The 17,747-nt window shown below is 42.7% G+C and carries 13 protein-coding genes, 1 tRNA gene and 3 pseudogenes; 6 read left to right on the forward strand and 11 right to left on the reverse strand.

Annotated elements, in window-relative coordinates; genetic code table 11:
* Positions 1–389: 389 nt before the first annotated feature.
* The 4 genes from RA178_RS12370 to RA178_RS12385 form a co-directional block, all read right to left on the reverse strand.
* Positions 390–1,085 carry an aromatic aminobenezylarsenical efflux permease ArsG family transporter gene (locus RA178_RS12370; protein WP_306682040.1) on the reverse strand — a complete coding sequence of 232 codons (696 nt, stop codon included), beginning with the start codon at positions 1,083–1,085 and terminating at the stop codon, positions 390–392.
* Entirely contained in the window at positions 1,078–1,566 is a 489-nt protein-coding gene (locus RA178_RS12375) for a nitrophenyl compound nitroreductase subunit ArsF family protein (RefSeq protein ID WP_306682041.1), read from the reverse strand. The genes RA178_RS12370 and RA178_RS12375 overlap by 8 nt, the downstream gene beginning before the upstream one ends.
* Before the next feature lie 18 nt (positions 1,567–1,584).
* Positions 1,585–1,827, reverse strand: coding sequence for a thioredoxin family protein (locus tag RA178_RS12380; protein WP_306682042.1), 243 nt, complete (start codon positions 1,825–1,827; stop codon positions 1,585–1,587).
* A 71-nt stretch (positions 1,828–1,898) separates the two neighbouring features.
* A complete protein-coding gene (locus RA178_RS12385) occupies positions 1,899–2,207 on the reverse strand; it encodes an ArsR/SmtB family transcription factor (RefSeq protein ID WP_306682043.1) in 309 nt (102 codons plus the stop codon).
* 494 nt (positions 2,208–2,701) lie between these two features.
* Between RA178_RS12385 and RA178_RS12390 the strand changes: the two are divergent.
* The 5 genes and pseudogenes from RA178_RS12390 to RA178_RS12410 form a co-directional block, all read left to right on the forward strand.
* Positions 2,702–3,396 (forward strand): annotated as a pseudogene (locus tag RA178_RS12390) (transposase).
* A gap of 625 nt (positions 3,397–4,021) precedes the next feature.
* Entirely contained in the window at positions 4,022–4,636 is a 615-nt protein-coding gene (locus RA178_RS12395) for a linear amide C-N hydrolase (RefSeq protein WP_306682044.1), read from the forward strand.
* A gap of 266 nt (positions 4,637–4,902) precedes the next feature.
* Entirely contained in the window at positions 4,903–6,594 is a 1,692-nt protein-coding gene (gene aspT, locus RA178_RS12400; RefSeq protein ID WP_306682045.1) for an aspartate-alanine antiporter, read from the forward strand.
* 119 nt (positions 6,595–6,713) lie between these two features.
* Entirely contained in the window at positions 6,714–8,114 is a 1,401-nt protein-coding gene (gene gad, locus RA178_RS12405; RefSeq protein WP_306682046.1) for a glutamate decarboxylase, read from the forward strand.
* Positions 8,115–8,256: 142 nt separating this feature from the next.
* A pseudogene (locus tag RA178_RS12410) lies at positions 8,257–8,432 on the forward strand (IS3 family transposase); the annotation flags it as partial.
* A gap of 482 nt (positions 8,433–8,914) precedes the next feature.
* Here the strand turns inward: RA178_RS12410 and RA178_RS12415 are convergent.
* From RA178_RS12415 to RA178_RS12430, 5 genes are read right to left on the reverse strand one after another with little or no spacing between them, the layout of a single operon-like run.
* Entirely contained in the window at positions 8,915–10,456 is a 1,542-nt protein-coding gene (locus tag RA178_RS12415; RefSeq protein ID WP_306682047.1) for a TolC family protein, read from the reverse strand.
* Positions 10,453–12,372, reverse strand: coding sequence for an FUSC family protein (locus RA178_RS12420; protein WP_306682048.1), 1,920 nt, complete (start codon positions 12,370–12,372; stop codon positions 10,453–10,455). The genes RA178_RS12415 and RA178_RS12420 overlap by 4 nt, the downstream gene beginning before the upstream one ends.
* Entirely contained in the window at positions 12,359–13,426 is a 1,068-nt protein-coding gene (gene mdtN, locus RA178_RS12425) for a multidrug transporter subunit MdtN (RefSeq protein ID WP_306682049.1), read from the reverse strand. Before mdtN ends, RA178_RS12420 begins: the two co-directional genes overlap by 14 nt.
* A 3-nt stretch (positions 13,427–13,429) precedes the next feature.
* Entirely contained in the window at positions 13,430–13,633 is a 204-nt protein-coding gene (locus RA178_RS22155) for a YtcA family lipoprotein (protein WP_371134913.1), read from the reverse strand.
* 11 nt (positions 13,634–13,644) lie between these two features.
* Positions 13,645–14,808 (reverse strand): linear amide C-N hydrolase, encoded by a 1,164-nt coding sequence (locus RA178_RS12430; protein WP_306682050.1) that lies wholly within the window; start codon positions 14,806–14,808, stop codon positions 13,645–13,647.
* Positions 14,809–15,141: 333 nt separating this feature from the next.
* On the opposite strand from RA178_RS12430, the pseudogene RA178_RS12435 reads away from it, so the two are divergent.
* Positions 15,142–15,593 (forward strand): annotated as a pseudogene (locus RA178_RS12435) (transposase); the annotation flags it as partial.
* A 308-nt stretch (positions 15,594–15,901) separates the two neighbouring features.
* Here the strand turns inward: RA178_RS12435 and RA178_RS12440 are convergent.
* Positions 15,902–15,978 (reverse strand) — tRNA-Asp (locus RA178_RS12440).
* A gap of 391 nt (positions 15,979–16,369) precedes the next feature.
* On the reverse strand, positions 16,370–17,743 hold the full coding sequence (locus RA178_RS12445; protein ID WP_286994734.1) for a TIGR03503 family protein: 1,374 nt from the start codon (positions 17,741–17,743) through the stop codon (positions 16,370–16,372).
* Positions 17,744–17,747 lie beyond the last annotated feature (4 nt).

Genomic DNA, 17,747 nt, shown 5'->3' on the forward strand with positions numbered 1-17,747 from the left:
CGAGACCTGAATAGCCCAATAACAAGCCAGTATCATGAATAAAAAAGTTAACATTATGAAATGCACTTTAATCGCCCTTAAAGGGTATTTTTATGTTCTCGCCTCTATGCTCAAATATAAATGCTAACCTGATAGCAATTCCATCAGATCTATTATTCTAAAATGACTCGCTCACCTCCGCGGTTAGCGCGATTGAGGATCGGACTTTTTGCAAAAGGGTAAAACTAGTAACTCTGTTAGTTGAATAGTTTCGGTCAACAGAGGCACTACCAAAATGCTTTCTCCGTCACTTTGAAAAAAATCTGAAGCTTTTTATGACTTTTCAAAGTTGAACCGTTCTCTTTTACTGAAATAACGTTAAGATGGGAGTTCTAAGGCAAAGAACGAGACTAAAACAAGAATGGGGCGAAAATATTAACCCAAGTGTAATAGCCGCCAATCATGATAAACACCATGCCGGTGACTTTTCTAGCCCATCGCTCGAACGCCACTATACGATTATAGGCTTTCGCAACCCGATGGGCGCTAACACCTAATAGAATCGCAAAGCCCAAAACCGGTAACCCAGTGGCTAATCCATATATAGCAGGCAGTTCAATACTTGATTGCGCTTCTAACGCAAGTGGCAACAGCGAACCAAAGAAAAGCACTGCTGAGGTGGGACAAAATGACAGCGCAAATAATATCCCCAGTAATAAAGCCCCTAGATATCCCTGCGAGTTAATTTTTTCCTTTAACTTTTCTATTAACGCACCACTACCAAGTACACGTAGTGTCAGTAACCCAAGTAAAAACATCCCCACCAGTATCAAGATAGGCCCAAGAAACAAGTTCATATATTTCTGTAGTAGCACAGATACTGTCACAGTAGAGAGCAAGCTTCCCACAAGTATGACGCCGAGCACTAAGTAACTGAGCATGCGTCCAAAAGTATAGGCGAGCCCAGTAGCAAACATCCGGTAAGGCGATTGTATCCCTTTACTAATATAAGAAATTGCCGCTATATTAGCAGCTAATGGACATGGACTAATAGAGGTTAGAATACCAAACCAAAAAGCAGACAGCAGCATCGACCACTCATCCATGCGTTTGCCCCAATATTGCTTCAATCTCTTCGGTTAAATACTGTTGAAAAGCCACTTCGTTATTAGCCAGCTCCCAAATTCTATCTAAACGTCGCCACTCTGTTTCAATGCCATCCTTTGAGGTTGAAATGACTACCGTTCTAAAAATTAGCTGATAATCATTGATATAGTGTTGATTTTCATTTAAGTCAACATTGACCAGATGTAGTTGTATTTCACCATCACGCACTTCTTTAAAGAAATTATTCATCACTGTGTAACGAGTAAAATTTTCCATTCGAACACAGGTTGTACAACGCTGATTCCCATGAAAATAATAAACATTTATGCCATTTTTGAGTGCAGGTTCTACTATTGATGAAGCGTCGAGAGACTCGAACGTATTGGCAGTGCCAGCACTAAATTGTTGATATCCCATCAAAGCAAATCCTAAACAAACGATACTAAGCAACAAACATCTGATGATTTTCTTAGTCTTCATATCGACTCCTAAACGCAGTTACTGAACATGTGCTTTAAGCAAAACCATTATTTCATCAGTACTTGCTAGGCGACCCGTGAGTTTAATCTGACCGTCCACAACTAAGGCAGGTATAGACATAACGCCGTAATCCATAATTTCTGCTATGTTAGTTACTTTAGTGAGTTGATAATCAAGATGAAGTGCTCTTGCAGCTTCAAATGTTGCTTCCGCAAGTTTTTGACACTTAACGCAACCTGTACCTAAAATTTTGATGTTCATATTTGGTCTCTTAGCTGGCAATTATAAAATATTTTGTCATTACGCCATTTGACCAAATGATAAAGTCAAAATCAGTCCATTAATGCGATCTGCTTCTGAATTTGATTATTCAACAATGTATCAATGCAATTGAGTGAATTAAGCAGACAAGGGATTGTTAGATGATAAAATATCTGCTTACCTCTTTTCTCCATATCCACAATTCCAACATTACGCAGTACAGACAGATGTTTAGAGATCGTTGAAAAATCAACATCTGCCGCTTCAACAAACTCACAAACGCACTTTTCACCATCTGCAAGTTGTTCAACAATCCATAGGCGAGTTGGGTGACCCAGAGCCTTAAAAATGTTCGCTTTTACTTTGGTTCGTTGTTTCATTTCTCTCAACTTTTTAAAAAGGTCTTAAATGAACGGACCAGGATTATAGAACAATTAATAGGATAAATAATATAAAGCTTTAACATTAGGATTTTGTTTGACCAATGACGAGCATTAATTAGCAAACATGCATGCGACATGAAGCACAGGTTAATCGTTGTTCACCACAAACGAAAACACCAGCTTCACCAGATGCTCCAAAAACTCTTAATAAATTAGTAAGTCTGGCAATGTAATAAAGTTCAATTTCATACTGGATGGAACAAAATCGAGGGAAGAGTTTATTCTGGTAACCTGATATTGCTCAACATTCAAAACTCGGGAAACGGGTATCGATCCTTTAAGAAAAACCATATACAAACAATATAGATGCAAGTATAGGATATTAGAGAAAGTAAAAGTTACATTGTCATGAGGTCTTGTTTCTTAAATCGATTGAACTAAAGCGGTAACGGCTGATCTGATCGGCATCGTTTATCAACTTCCCATCAACCATGCCGAAACCTCGCGATAAAACGACTAATTGGAACCAATACAACCAAACCCTAATCAACCGCGGTTCACTCACCTTCTGAAGCGTATTTTCTCTATGCCACTGCAAGCTCTACAGAACTTTATCAATTCAGTGTATAAACTAAGTGACATCCCGTTATCTTGCCAGCATTACACTTGCATCAGTAAGCGAGCTAAAACTGTCGATATTCCCTTCAAAACCAAAACCCGAAGCACCATAGAGCACTTGGCTATCGATTCTACTGGCTTGAAAGTTTATGGCGAATGTGAATGTGAGGTGAAGAAGCATGGCACGGAGGGAAAGCACCGAGTCTGGTGTAAGCTGCATATCACTGTGGATATGCAACGTCACAAAGCTGTTCACCGAAAACGGGCCTTAGTGCTCATTCCATCTCGGGAAGGCGCAGCGTTATGGGAATAAAGGCATCCCCGTAATCTAGCGGCCAGTTTACAAATTTACAAAAAGCTTAATGACTCAAATAAGCAATGGAAGAAACTGTACGGTTATCATCGCAGGTCAATCTCAGAAACCGCTATGTACAGGATCAAGCAACTACTAGGTGGTACGTTGAGTATGCGAAATTATAACCCTCAGGTGGGAGAAACTTAAGCCATGATAAAGGCCCTGAACAAGTTTACAGGGCTAGATATGCCTGAAACTCCGGATATCGTTTAATATTTAAATAGTTCTGAAAATTCTGTTCACTGAACTGATTTAGGAAACAAAGCCTTGTGATGATACTGATACAGACGAATCTCTGATGACAAAAGCGAGCCTCCTTCAAGCAGCTCTCAAGTTGCAAGATGATTTGTAACACTGGCTATTGTTTGTTGAACTTGGAATCCAAAAATTTGCACAGGGATTCTTCTGATTTTTTTCTCAATGAAGTCCAATGCTATCTCAGACATATACGTCACCATCAACCTATGGATTATATTATAAGCGACAGGTCTTTAACTCATAGATGCCTTCAATAACAATGAAGATCTAATGCCGAATTTTTAAACAAGCATCTAAGTAAGTCTTTTAAATTAATTACTTATGTGAGGATTTCAAGAAGCACATGACATCTGTAAAAATTGAATTTTGCTTTTCCGAAATTCTTCTATTTACATCACACAAACCAAGTCACACTTTTACACCAAAAACTTTACATTTTTAAAACCTATTTATATAACTATGGTAAGCATAATTTTATAGAACAAGATTCATGTTTCAAAGATCTTTAGTGAAACAGATGAGTACTTAATTAAAATCAACACCTTATGCAATCACCAGTACTTTAAATAAGGATGTTAGAATGAACCATTTTCTAGTCTTGAAACGAGTTCTCGTCACGGGTATAGCGACGATTGCTATTTGGCTCCCGAATTTCGCTGATTCTTGCACTTCGTTACTTTACAGAGATGCCAACGGTGCTCCTTATGCAGGCAGAACAATGGAGCTACCTTATGAAGTCACCTATATCCCTAATGGAAATTTTTTTAACTCGAAGACTAATAATCATTCCACGCTATCATTTCAAGCGAAGTTCAGCTTTATTTCTTTAACAATTCCAGATCCAATTAACAAGAGTTTGAAAGTAGTTGAAGGGTTAAATGATCAAGGCCTCAGTTTTAGCGTACTAGCTTTTACCAGTACTCAAGGACCTAAAGACATGGTCGCGAAAACGCAAAAAGTTCTGGCAGCTATAGATCTTGGTGCCTGGACTTTATCTCAATTTAAAACTGTTGCAGAGGTTAAAACGGCACTTGAAGAGCAACCTGTATTAGTCACGGCATTATTACCATTAGGTATTCTCAATCCCCCCTTTCATTATGCGCTGCACGATACTAGTGGTAGTTCGCTAGCCATTGAATTTTCGAAAGGAGAACAAAAAAGTTCGAAATCAATCGAATTAAAAAATTCCGGCTAACATTAGTGAGGGAACCCAGGCTATGCAAACTAAAAACTGAGCTTTTCACCATTTATTTCAGGTAAGAAATGGTTTCCTGATTTAAATAATAATACACAAAAAGTGGCAATCTAACTGCTAGTTAAATCTAAGAGCGTCAGAAAACACTTATGTTGTAAAAACATATATTTAGTAATCTTTATGAATCATTGTTAATTGGGTGTTGGTATAAGTATCCAATTGATAGAGACATATGCAAGTTCATCAAAATCTACAAAGGAGAGAATATGGAGCTATGGAATTGGTTAGTAAGCACACTACGTAACTCACCTGAGTTAGCAATATTTTTATCGCTTGCTATTGGCTATTGGATAGGTAATTTAAAATTTGGTAGCTTTAGTTTAGGCACTGTTACAGGAACATTATTAGTAGGCGTCATTATTGGGCAATTGAACATTGATATATCATCGCAGATAAAATCGATATTTTTTATAATGTTCTTGTTCGCAGTAGGTTTTGGCGTCGGCCCTCAGTTTGTCCGCGGCCTAGCTAACAACGGCTTACCACAGGCTCTCTTTGCAGTGGTTATCTCAGGACTCTGTCTAGCGAGTACATATGTAATTGCCATAATCGCAGACTATGGCCCTGGCTTGTCTGCTGGCCTTCTTGCCGGCACACAAACTATTTCAGCTTCTATTGGTTTAGCTACGAATGCAATAAACCAATCAGGGCTCAGTACAGAGGCAGCTAAGGCGCAGCTGGATGATATCCCAGTTGCTTATGCTATAACCTATTTATTTGGTACGGTCGGAACCGGTTGGATTATTGCTTTTTTAGGTCCCAAATTATTGCGTGTTGATTTAGTAAAAGAGTGTGCTCGCTATGAAAAGGAGATGTCCTCAGGAGAACCTGAAGGTGGCATAGAGTCAGCTTGGTATCAGTATGTATATAGAGCATACCAACTTAAGACACCACACTTTATTGCTGACAAAACGGTGTCAGAAGCAGAAAATTATGCTGATGGTCGTATATTTTTAGAAAATCTGCGTCGTAATGGAAAAATAATTGATTTTAATGGTGATACTATTTTAAAAGTTGGCGATATAGTGGCCGTGTCTGGGCGAAATGAGACACTAGTGGAATGGTCTAATAAAGCTGAAGAGATAGCAGACCAAGAGTTACTGCAGATCCCAATTGAGTCCGTCGACGTAATCATCACCAGTAAGCATGCCAATAATAAGACCCTGCTCGAACTTACACATGTTCCTCAGGCCCGAGGCGTTTATATCAATCGCATTCGTCGAGGTTCTTTAGCGGTCGATATACCAGTGAAAGCTCAGACGGAGCTACACAGAGGCGATATTGTTAGTCTGAGTGGTAGTAAAAAACATGTAGATTCTATAATTAAAGAATTAGGATTTGCTGACCGTCCGACCAGTATTACAAACATGGTATTTGTAGGTGCAGGTATTGTTTTGGGTGGCATTATTGGATCCATTACCGTCCCTATCCATGGAATTCCTCTTACTCTTTCTACTTCAGGTGGAGCCTTAATCTCTGGATTGATCTTTGGTTGGCTAAGAAGTTTCAAACCTAACCTTGGCAGCGTACCTAGTGCAACCTTATGGTTTATGAATTCAGTAGGTTTAAATATTTTTATCGCCGTAGTAGGTATTAGTGCCGGACCTACTTTTATTAGTGGAGTGCAGAAAGTCGGAGTTGCTCTTTTCTTCTGGGGACTATTAGCAACGGCTATTCCCATGATATTAGCACCACTAATAGGCAAATATATCTTCCGCTTTGATCCAGCCATTAATCTAGGTTGTTGTGGGGGGGCTAGAACAAGTACAGCCTCAGTAGCTATGGTTGCAGAGGCAAGCAAAAGTAATGTGCCTATGCTAGGTTATACTGTTCCTTATGCTATTAGTAATACTCTGCTTACTTTATGGGGGATGGTCATAATTCTACTGCTCACATAAGTATAAATGTCTTTTGATACTTACACTTAAATAAGTTACAAATAATATTCAGGTTTAAATTTATAAAAATAGAATGAAATTTTTATCAATAGGAAACACTTTATATTAGGAGAAAATGAATGCCATTACATAAAAAAAACCATTTAAGACAACAGTTCCTAGATGATACATATGCATCAGATGATCTTAGTCTGGTGTTACCAAAATATAAAATTCCAACAGAAGAACAGTCCTCAAAACATGCATATAACGTAGTTCGTGATGAACTAATGTTAGATGGTAACTCTAGACAAAATTTAGCGACTTTTTGTCAAACATGGGTTGAAGATGAAGTCCGTCATTTAATGGACGAATCAATCGATAAAAATATGATCGATAAAGATGAATATCCACAAACTGCAGAAATAGAAAGCCGCTGTGTGCATATTATTGCCGATTTGTGGCATTCTCCACAAGCCACAACCACTTTAGGTTGCTCTACAACTGGCTCATCAGAAGCTGCGATGCTCGGTGGATTAGCACTAAAATGGGCTTGGCGTAAACGTCAAACTGCAGCAGGGAAACCCACTGATAAGCCCAATCTAGTATGTGGACCTGTGCAAATATGTTGGCATAAGTTCGCTCGCTATTTCGATGTGGAAATACGAGAGGTACCAATGGAAGGTGAACGTCTAACGCTTACATCAGAGGAAGTCTTGAAGTACGTGGACGAAAACACTATCGGTGTAGTGCCAACCTTAGGTGTTACTTTTACCTGTAACTATGAGCCGGTAAAAGAAATTAGCGATGCGCTCGATAAATTAGAAGCAGAATCAGGTTTAAATATACCAATCCATGTAGATGCAGCTAGTGGAGGTTTTCTTGCTCCCTTCTGCGCACCTAAATTAGAGTGGGACTTTAGATTACCTAGAGTCAAATCCATTAATACCTCTGGTCACAAATTTGGCTTAGCACCATTAGGTGTGGGTTGGATCATATGGCGCGATGCAAGTGACTTACCACAAGAGTTAATTTTTAATGTGAATTATTTAGGCGGAAATATGCCTACATTTGCGCTAAATTTTTCCCGTCCTGGTGGGCAGATCATTGCTCAGTATTATAATTTCTTGCGATTAGGCCGGGAAGGTTATACTAGAGTTCAAAATGCTTGCTATAAGACCGCACAATTTCTAGCAAAGTCAATTGAAGCCTTAGGTCCATTCGAACTGCTGTTTGATGGTGATCCCTTCACTGGTATTCCAGCAATCAGTTGGAAGTTAAAAGAAGGTAAAAATCATAAATTTTCGCTATATGATTTAGCAGACCGTTTACGTAGCCGTGGATGGCAGGTACCAGCTTATTCAATGCCAAGCAATCGAGAGGACTTGATTGTACAACGTATTCTAGTTCGTCACGGAGTTAGTATCGATCTTGCAAGCTTATTACTAGAAGATATGCAGCGTTGTTTAGAGTACTTTGAAAAATATCCAGTCCATAAATCATTAGATGACTTAGACGGAGAAGGCTTTAGTCATAATTAAATATTATCTCGTTAAGTACTCTTGCGGCAACATGACACGTTCCCGCAAGAAGTATCTCTGTTTACTTGACCACCTAGGATATAGAAAATAATAAGAAGGTTTGTTTGTAAGGTATTCACTAAAAAAGTACAAACCAGTGACCTGCTGGGATAGTTCCAGTGGAAGAAGCTTCTTCCACTCATTGAACTTCAAGACAAGCCAATTATGGGTCATAAAACAGTGTACTAATACATTTTTGAATACATTGAGGTTGATTGCAAAAAGACCAGAAGGCATTGTGCTCTCGGTTATTTTAGCCCAGAGAATTTTAAATTCTAATCACCTCACTAACCCGAACCACCAACGGCGCATCCCCCCTTTGAATTTAAAACGCCATTTATAAAACCATACTGTGTTCACAATACATACAGTTCTCGAACAGGAGTCTGACTTCAACTTGCCTATTAATTGCGATAATATGCCGGTAAATTTTTTAATGCAGAGTATTCTGTGGTTAATGTTCGAAAATTCTACCTTTTATGCTATAAAGTTGAAAGGATAATTGCCGTCTGAGTATTTAACGTACACCAATAACAGCTAATGACTTTATCACCACGGAGTGTTTATCGCCCATGTCGACTATAGTAAATCTAGTACTACTACGCTGTATTAAAATGCTTGCCTTATCGGCTTACCCCTTTTAATTCTGCCATAAAGAACTTTTGATTCAGAGAAGCAATATGTCTCTTGCTGAGGCCGTTAGTACAAGCTAGAAAATGTCTTTCTTGAGCTCTACTATTTTCAGGAGTATACAATACTAATCAAGGAAGGTACTTATGTGAGGTCAACGAACCGACCACGAAGGCAAGGTTGACGGAGCTGGTAAGCGCGGCTGTGTGGGCATCTCCCTGAACCTGCCGGGCGTCGAGCAGAGCAAGGTCTGCCGATGTCACAGCATCAACAGTGCCAACACCATTACGATAAGCTGCCAAGGCGGCTTCATAGGTTGTTGAAACGGCAGCGACAAGTGCAGTGGCTGCTTGATACGATTCCAGCGAGGTCCTTAATGCATTGTATGCCACTACAATTTCGGTAACTGCTGCGGTTTGCACCCGATGGAAATCATCAGCGGCCATTTCAGATTTGGACTTGGCATCTCTGACAAGTGCGTCTCGTAATCCACCATCATAGATTGGCACGGTGATCCCCAAAAGCACACCACTACCCGTCCCCTGTTGGCCAATAGAAGGTAGGCCGGACACGTCAAAGTCACCAGAACCCCAACTAATGTTACCGCCAAGGTATACCTTAGGTAAGTAACCGGCTTGAGCAGCCTCAATACCAGCCTTGCTAGCCTGTAGCGCTGCATAGCTTGCCGCTACATCTGGACGTCGTGAAAGCGCTTGCTGAATAGATGCCTCAAGAGATGGGGCGTATGGTGCAGGTAGCGCCTGCTGCGCCACGCGCTGAGCATCAACCTTAAGTTCAGCATTCACACCCACAGCAGCGAGGAGATTCTGGTAGGCAACACGCTCATCACCAGCGGCTTGAACCCGGCGAAGTTCGGCTTGAGCCACAGCTTGACGCGCTTGAGCTGCTTCCATGCTGGTCGAGAGCCCTTGAGCAGCACGCGCTTCAACAGCGGTCTGAATTATTTCAGCGTTATGAAATGCTTTCGCAGCAAAAACTGTTCGTTGCATCGCTGCTCCATAAGCATAATAGGCATGGGAGACTTCAAAGATCACCTCTTGATGAGCGCCATTGAACAGAATGTTTGCAGCAATTGCCACATGTTTACTCTCTTTGATAAGCGACTCTCGCTGACCAAAGTCAAACAACAGCCACTGAAGCGAGATGATTTGCGCAGTTCCCTTTTCAGTGTTATCTAAATTGGTATTCTCAAGGTTATCTGGCAATGGTACTGACAACGTTTGAGACCCCGCAACCACACTCGCGGTAATGATGGGCAAATAACTTGCCTCCACCATACCAACGGCCATCGCTGCTTGCCTGGCACGTTGCCATGCAGCTCTAGTATTCGGGTTTGTACGTTGTGCAAGATCGATCAGCTCAGCAAGACCATAGCTTCGATCGACATCAACTTTCACGTTCTGCACGATTTTTGCGCGCTCAAGATTCGCAGGAACAGTAAAGTTCTGAATATCGTCCGTATATGTTCGCTGCTCAGGACGAGTTAAGCTCCATAGACGGGTCTCCTCATCGCTGCGCGGCATCCAAGGTCGGTCTGGGGATGAGGAAGCCATATTAGCTGCATTAGAAGCACAACCAACTAACAACAGCACCGAAGCTAATATGAGGATAGAGGAGCCCGCAAAACTTAGTTGAGAATGTTGGTCCGTCATAACGCAGCTCTTATAATTCGATCAAGTGAATGGATTGATGGGACACCAATTAAGTTTGAATTATCAAGCCGATCTCCCAATTCAGGTAGGCAGTTACTCACCTTATTAGGCTCTCTACCTATCCTTTGAAATCGTTGCGCAAGCAGTTCTAGTTGCTCAGCCATCAGTCCAAGATCAACTTCACGGCTCAACCAAATTGCACGGTTGAGCACCTTGATTTCGCTGACTGCATCTTTGAGCGTCGATTCACGTTCTAACGACGGCCGCAAACAACATGGTTCGAACGGCAACAGATCCAATGCTTCATCACACTTGCCAGCAATGGACTCAACCGCAGCAACACTATCTATGGCACAAACTCGACGCTTAGGCTCAAGCTTGGCTATGCAAGCTAATTCCGATAATGCTCGCGCAAGCAATGTTCGTACTTCCCCTTCCAAAGGCACTGGCCATAGTCGCGTGAAAACCAGGTAGACGACAATATTACCTAGCAGTATGCCAAAGATCCGTCCCTGTGCCGTTTCCAGGCTAAGACTCGGGCCAAAGCCTTGTAATACCGTCAACAAGAAGGCGAGTGCAACCTGCACACCAGCGTAGGAGATGCGCTCTGACCCTGTCGATATCCAAGCACCAACAAGACAGCCAAAGAAGACCAGAACCATCAACGAGCCTATATCATCAATATGGGGTATAATCCAGAAGATAGACCCAATGCCAATTGCAGCCCCAACTAAACATCCAATAATCCGTAATGCGAGCTTATGTATTGTCTCCGCCGTGGTAGCAAGCGCAGCAACATAGCAAGTGATCATAGCCGTATGGATGCCTTGCCAGTCAATCGCAGTGTAGATCAAAAAGCAAATCATCGCTGCTAGGGTTGTTTTAAGCGCAAAACGTTTATAAGCAGGATTGCTCAGCGCATCCGGCGCAACGAAGGGAGGTTTAGGCCTAGGAACCACTTCTGCTTCGGGTTCTCCAGCTAGCAAGTAGAGCATACTCCAAGCTTCTATCTCTGCGGGATCCGCATCTGCAGGCAGATCTTGAACAGTCATGGACGGACGTTTGGGTGCCAGTCCTCTGGCAAGTGAATCATGAACAGCACTGATCTCATCCGCGAGCGTTACACGACGACTTCTTTGGAGAGCAGTTGGCAGAGCCGATACTGCAACCATCAACGCGAAACTGGCTCGGATATCAGTAGCTATCTGCCGTACACTTGTGTATGGCACGAGTCGTAACACTCTGACGATGAGCACCTGTGCGTCAAAAGATGCGTTTCCCTCATGAAGAGACTCGCGTAACAATGCCGAATCCCCCTCTCTCAAAGCTGCTATGGTTGCAACGAGGCGAGCGTGCAGCTTATCGCGTAAAAGTGTCACGGGAGAAAAGCCAAGTAGCAAATTGAAAACGATCATCAACACCATCGGCATGGCAGCCATCGCCCAAGCTTCACGCAACGCAAAGCTAGCAGCCTCGCCAAATGGCGCCTTGACAATCAATGTGAGTAAAAATGCAACAATTAACGCAGCCACACTGCCCTGCTCGCCAAGTTGTGTCGCTGCACCGATATAAACCAGCAAAACGGAGGTAATACAGATGCCCCCCATAATGTGCATCGTTGAACCATTAGTCAGATTAATGATCCACACTAGGAAAGCGATAAGTCCCGGCAATAGCACCAGAAAACCAATACCAGTGCCAATATTCACCACTGCGTCAGGCTTCATGAGAAAGATCACCAAATAACAGCTGATCGCCGCTTCTGGAATCTCAAAAACCATACCTACAACAGTCACTAATGCACACAGTAATGCGATCCGCCAAGTCAAAGCCGCTCGGCCAGGTACCGGCTTTAAATCCTCAACCAAGTTGCGCCATAGCGACTTAGTCGCCTCGAACTGGTTACTCTGCCACACTTTTTTTGCAACCTTCGTTATGCTTTATTACAGTGACTGCCGATGCTCCCACTCGCATCAATGATGGTGGAGGGTTATCCAACTTTATCCGCACAGGGAAACGTTGCACAATGCGAACCCAGTTAAGTGACTTAGGCACATATGGGACATTTCGAGGTAAGTTGATCAGCTCTTCGGATATGACCCCCCAACCGATACTTTCGACATGACCGACGAGTGAGTTTGAACTATCAGCCAGCACATAGACCTGCGCGCAGTCACCGACCGCTATATTAGCCAGTTCCGTTTCGGGAAAGGTTGCAGAAGCATACCAGTTTTGGGTATCAATAAGCGTAAACAGGGACTGTCCTGGAGCAACAACCTCACCCGTAGAGACAGTAAGCCCAACCACCAGTCCATCATGAGGAGATCGCACCTGAGTCGCCGCCAACTCGTGTTTGGCAATAGCCACGGCTGCACGCCGTGCAGAGACTAGAGCTTCCGATTCGTCAAGCGTAGTGATCAGAGCATCAGCAGCAGCAGACTGATGCAAAGCTTGTTCAAGGCTGGTTTGGGCATCATCCTGGACAGTACGCGCATCATCAAACTGCTGAGCAGTAACATAGCCCTTAGCGGCTAAAGGCTGAATCCTTGCAAGCGCGACTTCTGCGAGGGACAGATTAGTACGAGCACGCCTGACCTGCTCGGTAGCAATAGCGGCATTGGACAGCTCCGCAGTAATCGTTCGACTCTGCGCATCGCGCAACGCCTCTGCTAACTTCAGATCAGCGCGTGTTTGCTCCACAACGAGTTCATAAGGTTCGGGATCGAGCTCAAACAGTAAATCCCCCTTGGCAACTCGCTGGTTGTCGGCTACTGCGATCTTCACAACTCGACCAGCTACCATTGCTGCTACATTCACAACACCTGCAGTCAATATAGCGTCTTCGGAAAGAAGTGTTTCCTTGGCAAGCTTAGTGTAATGCCATAACGAAACTACCGCACCACTGATTATTACTACCGCTAGTACGATGCCGACAGCATTGTACCTGCGAACATAGGCAGAATTGGCCATACTCTAGGTTCCCAAAATAGTTGCAGAAAGAGTAAAAGCGATCAAGCAGGCAAACGCTATGTATACAATTGTCCGTAATGGTACACTTTCATCGATTCCCAAGCGGATCAGAAGTATTCGAATCAAGACAGAACCAAGTATCCCAACCAAGGCACATACTAGCCAGAATGGAAAGTAGGCCCCATAGAATGGTATTGATGGACTCATCAGCGAAGCCCTCAATATGTTGACGTAAGCACTTGGGTACCATTTAATATCTCTCCATTAAACTGACTCAGAGGTACAACCGCTGGGCTAGACTGATTCCGCAAATTGTGTAGGTCAAAGGTCACATAGTTCAAACTATTGTAAAGACGGACGTACAACCGCAAACGCTTGAGGTCTGATAAAGCAGTCCAAGTCGTGTATTCAGATGTATACATAGAATGGCCGTTGACTCCTGGAGCAATCTTATCCTGCAACGCTTCTGATGCACGACTGTCAATAGTGATACCTCGTGGACGATCGAAATTGTTCATAATATGTGCTAATGTTGTGACAGCGTTATCAGGTGTATCAGCTTTTTCTGTAAATTGAGAGTAAAAAACTGCACGAACAAAGCGACCAACCGAAGTATTTGATGAAGGCAGTCCTGAGGTCGCTATACCTGAGTCCGGCTGCATGAACTCAATACCACCGAGCTTCAACTTAGAATTATCTATATTACTCAGGAATGTATAGTTGTTGAGATTAGTTAAATGCCAAGGAAACTCCGGTCCATTGGTCATCACTCCCAGCGGATTATCGTAAATATGCTGTTGTCCATTGGAAAACTCAATGACAATGGAATCACCATTGACATCGTGTAATGTATAGTGAAATGGTGTTTTCATCAGCCCGAGTGGCAGCAATGCGGTAACTAACACTGGCTGTTTCTGCAATGCAACCTTTACCTCGCCCACCGTCTTGAACTGAGACAAAACCCAACTGCCTAGATCTATAGCCGACAGTATCTTCTGAGTCTTATTCGACATATCGGCAGGGCCCTGAGTGCTTGCGAAAGCCAACACACTGAAACTAAGCCCCTGATCGTTAAGCCCCTCTACCACCTTGAGATCTTTAGAAATAGGGTCAGGCATAGTGATCGACACAAAAGAATGTTTTGCTTTGTAATCTAGTGCTACATGCTTATCGGAGCGGGAAGAGAAACTCGAACCTTTAGGGAAAAAGGCAACCTTATAGTCCAGTTGCACAGGTAGTTCCATAGTCCTGCCCGCATAAGGTGCACCGTTAGCATCGGTATACAACAAAGACGTACAAGCTTGTGCCATTGACGAAGCTACAAAGTTTGTTGCCAGTGCGGTATAAATAATTGTCCATTTAAGTGCGAATTTTTTACGCATAACAATTCCTTAAAAAGTAGATACTAGGGATGATAAATATCAGCCTCTAGCACTGTTTATGATATCAACGTCAGTAAATCTTCTTTAACCGAGAAAGTTATACTTCTAAATCTACAGCGTCTCCCTTTTTTTTGTCAATGACTCGTTTTATCTTCGTTATAAATTAGTGATCTATATATTATTTTAGCCCACATAACCAAATAGGATGTGAGAGACCCCAAATAGCATGCCTAGTCAGATGCTACTAAGGAGCGTTAATCTAATTATGTTCAGGTCTAATTCCATCGGACACTTAATTTTAAGACAGTATGGTTAATAAATTAAGAGATCGATATGAGTCTGAAAAAATTACATAAGAGTTATTAAAGATGAAGGTGTCTTGATGCAGCTAGAGCAAGGTTATAGCATTGCAGATGCAGCAAAATCTCTTGGGGTTAGCACTATTCTGCTTTACAACTGGAAGGAAAAACACGAAGCCCTGCAACAAGGTTTCACCTTAGAAGAATCTGAACGTGGTGAGCTGAAGCGATTGCGTTGAGAAAACAAATAATTACACATGGAGAAAGAAATACTAAAAATACCCAAGGGATACGCCGAGGCAAGCGCCTTCTTTGCGAGAGAAATGAAGTAAAATTCCGTTTCATCAAACAACAATGCAACCTGTTCCCTATAGCACTGTTATACCGAGTAATGAGCGTGAGTAAGTCGGCTATTACGATAGACATAAACGCCTAGCAAGCGTGATAAGTCTTGAGCTTTATCGCTTTGTTCAACAACTATTTAAGTAAAGTCGTGGCAGCCTAGGGAATCGAGCAGTGTTCAATCGTGTGGAACACCTTCATCGAGAAGAAAGTAAGAGTGATAGAAGTGCATACTAGACAGTGGGCAAATCTGACCAGTTAATTAATGCAATTGGTATTAAAATTGTAATATCAACGGGGTCAAGCTGAAAAGGCAGTGACCTCCGGTCAAAAGAGAGTTTGGGTCACCAAATGGTCACTTGTTAGTCACGGTCACGAAGAGAGAAACGAGAAAATTAGATGGATCAAAATCAAAAGCCCATGCTATTTAATAGCATGGGCTTCATGAATTTTGGCGGAGCGGACGGGACTCGAACCCGCGACCCCCGGCGTGACAGGCCGGTATTCTAACCAACTGAACTACCGCTCCAAATTCTTCCATATCCCAATATTTGACGGGTATCTAACCCACTAACCCCAGCGTGACAGGCCGCTGATGTTAAAACTATAGTCTAACCAACTGAACTACAGCTCCAAATTTTTCCATATCCAAGTATCTTACGGGTATTAAACCCACTAACCCCAGCGTGACATGCTGCTGATGTTAAAACAGAACGATAATTCAACACACTTATCAAGGCTCTGCTTAAGATGCGAAGAATAATACGGTTGAGCCCTGCAGGCGTCAACCGTTTTTTTACTTCGATTTATCATTTGATTAAAAAAAAGCCAAGTCAATTGCAGACCTTGATTTATATCTCAAATATCGCTGCAACGTTCCAGTTCAAAGTCATAAATCAAACACATTAAGCAACGCTTGGCTAACGGTCTTTATCTGCCTCATCTGGCATAGTGAGATCGATTTCATCTAATGAAGGCGCTGCGGGTGGATTTGCAGATGCTTCATTCAATAAACGTAACTCCGCGGCAGCTAAGGCCTGCGCCAAACTTTGACGCTTACGCCACACAATTAATCCCACCACGCCTAAGACTAATAAGATAGCGTTGACTGTAATGATCCAGAACATCGCATCTTTCTTCGCAAGCTCTTCTTCCTCTGCCGCTTTTTGTGCAGCAACAGCAGCCAACTCTTCGGCACTTGGTGGTGGTTCTGGTGGTTCAATTAAGTTAAAGAAAAGCTCAGGTAAATCCAGCACGATTTCACGACCAGTGACAGTCGTCGTAGCCACAAAACCTTTAATTCGATAACTACCAAACTCTGTCACTGTAGGTAAATCTAATTCAGAGTCAGGCTCAGTGAGACCATTAACAACCAAAGGCAGTTGCAAGCCAGCAGGACCGACTAACTCAAAGGAAAAATGCGTCTCAGCCAGCTGCAACACTGTCTTATCCACGTGTAACATGACTTTCCATTGCCCTGTTAGCGGATCGTCAGGGGTAATAACTTCTAGATTAATTGGCCGAGGTGACAATTTAAACGGGAATGAAACCTGCCGTTCAAACACATTATTACGTGCCTGCACGACAAACTCATAATCACCCCAAGGCTGCTTTATATTGATATTGCTGGTAAATACACCATCGTCGGGTTTTTCATCGTAATCTTCACCATTGTCTTTATAGGAACCAACAATAATGTCACCCGCGGCAAAGTTTTCATCGCCCGCCTTATGTTTACTCACAAAATGTGCCGTCCATTCGACTAAATAATCCAACCCAGGCATACGCACACGCTGCTCGTCACCCATTAACTGCGCGACAATTTTAACTTGTTCACCTTGGAAGATTGGCTGTGGTAAAGGCTGGACTTCGATTTCGAGTTTTGAGAGCTTCTTAAGGGTTGAACCAGAGACGACCTTGCCCACCAACTGCCAAGGTCCGGGCTGTGGTGACTCAATGTAAATAATATCGCCCGTTATACCATCAACCCACTTAACGGTTGCTGGATGACGATTGGCGTACCATTTACTGCCATCGGGTAACACTATGACCACAGGCGCAGAGCCATATTCACGCTCCACTAATAAGGTCATGTTATCGACCATATGATCAATACGAAAACGGTTTTTAAGCTCGGAAGCCGTCTCCAATCCTACAATCGGCGTAGCCTTAGGTGGCTTGACGACTTTTTTGGCTGGATCTAGGTCAGCGGCCAATACACTCGCCACACTTAATAACAGCGTAGTGACAAGAAGGCAAAAAGCTAAAATGGGTTTATGGCGCGACATAGGCATAGTA

The sequence above is a fragment of the Shewanella oncorhynchi genome, from assembly GCF_030848765.1.
In the GTDB taxonomy this organism is placed as follows: Bacteria; Pseudomonadota; Gammaproteobacteria; order Enterobacterales; family Shewanellaceae; genus Shewanella; species Shewanella oncorhynchi.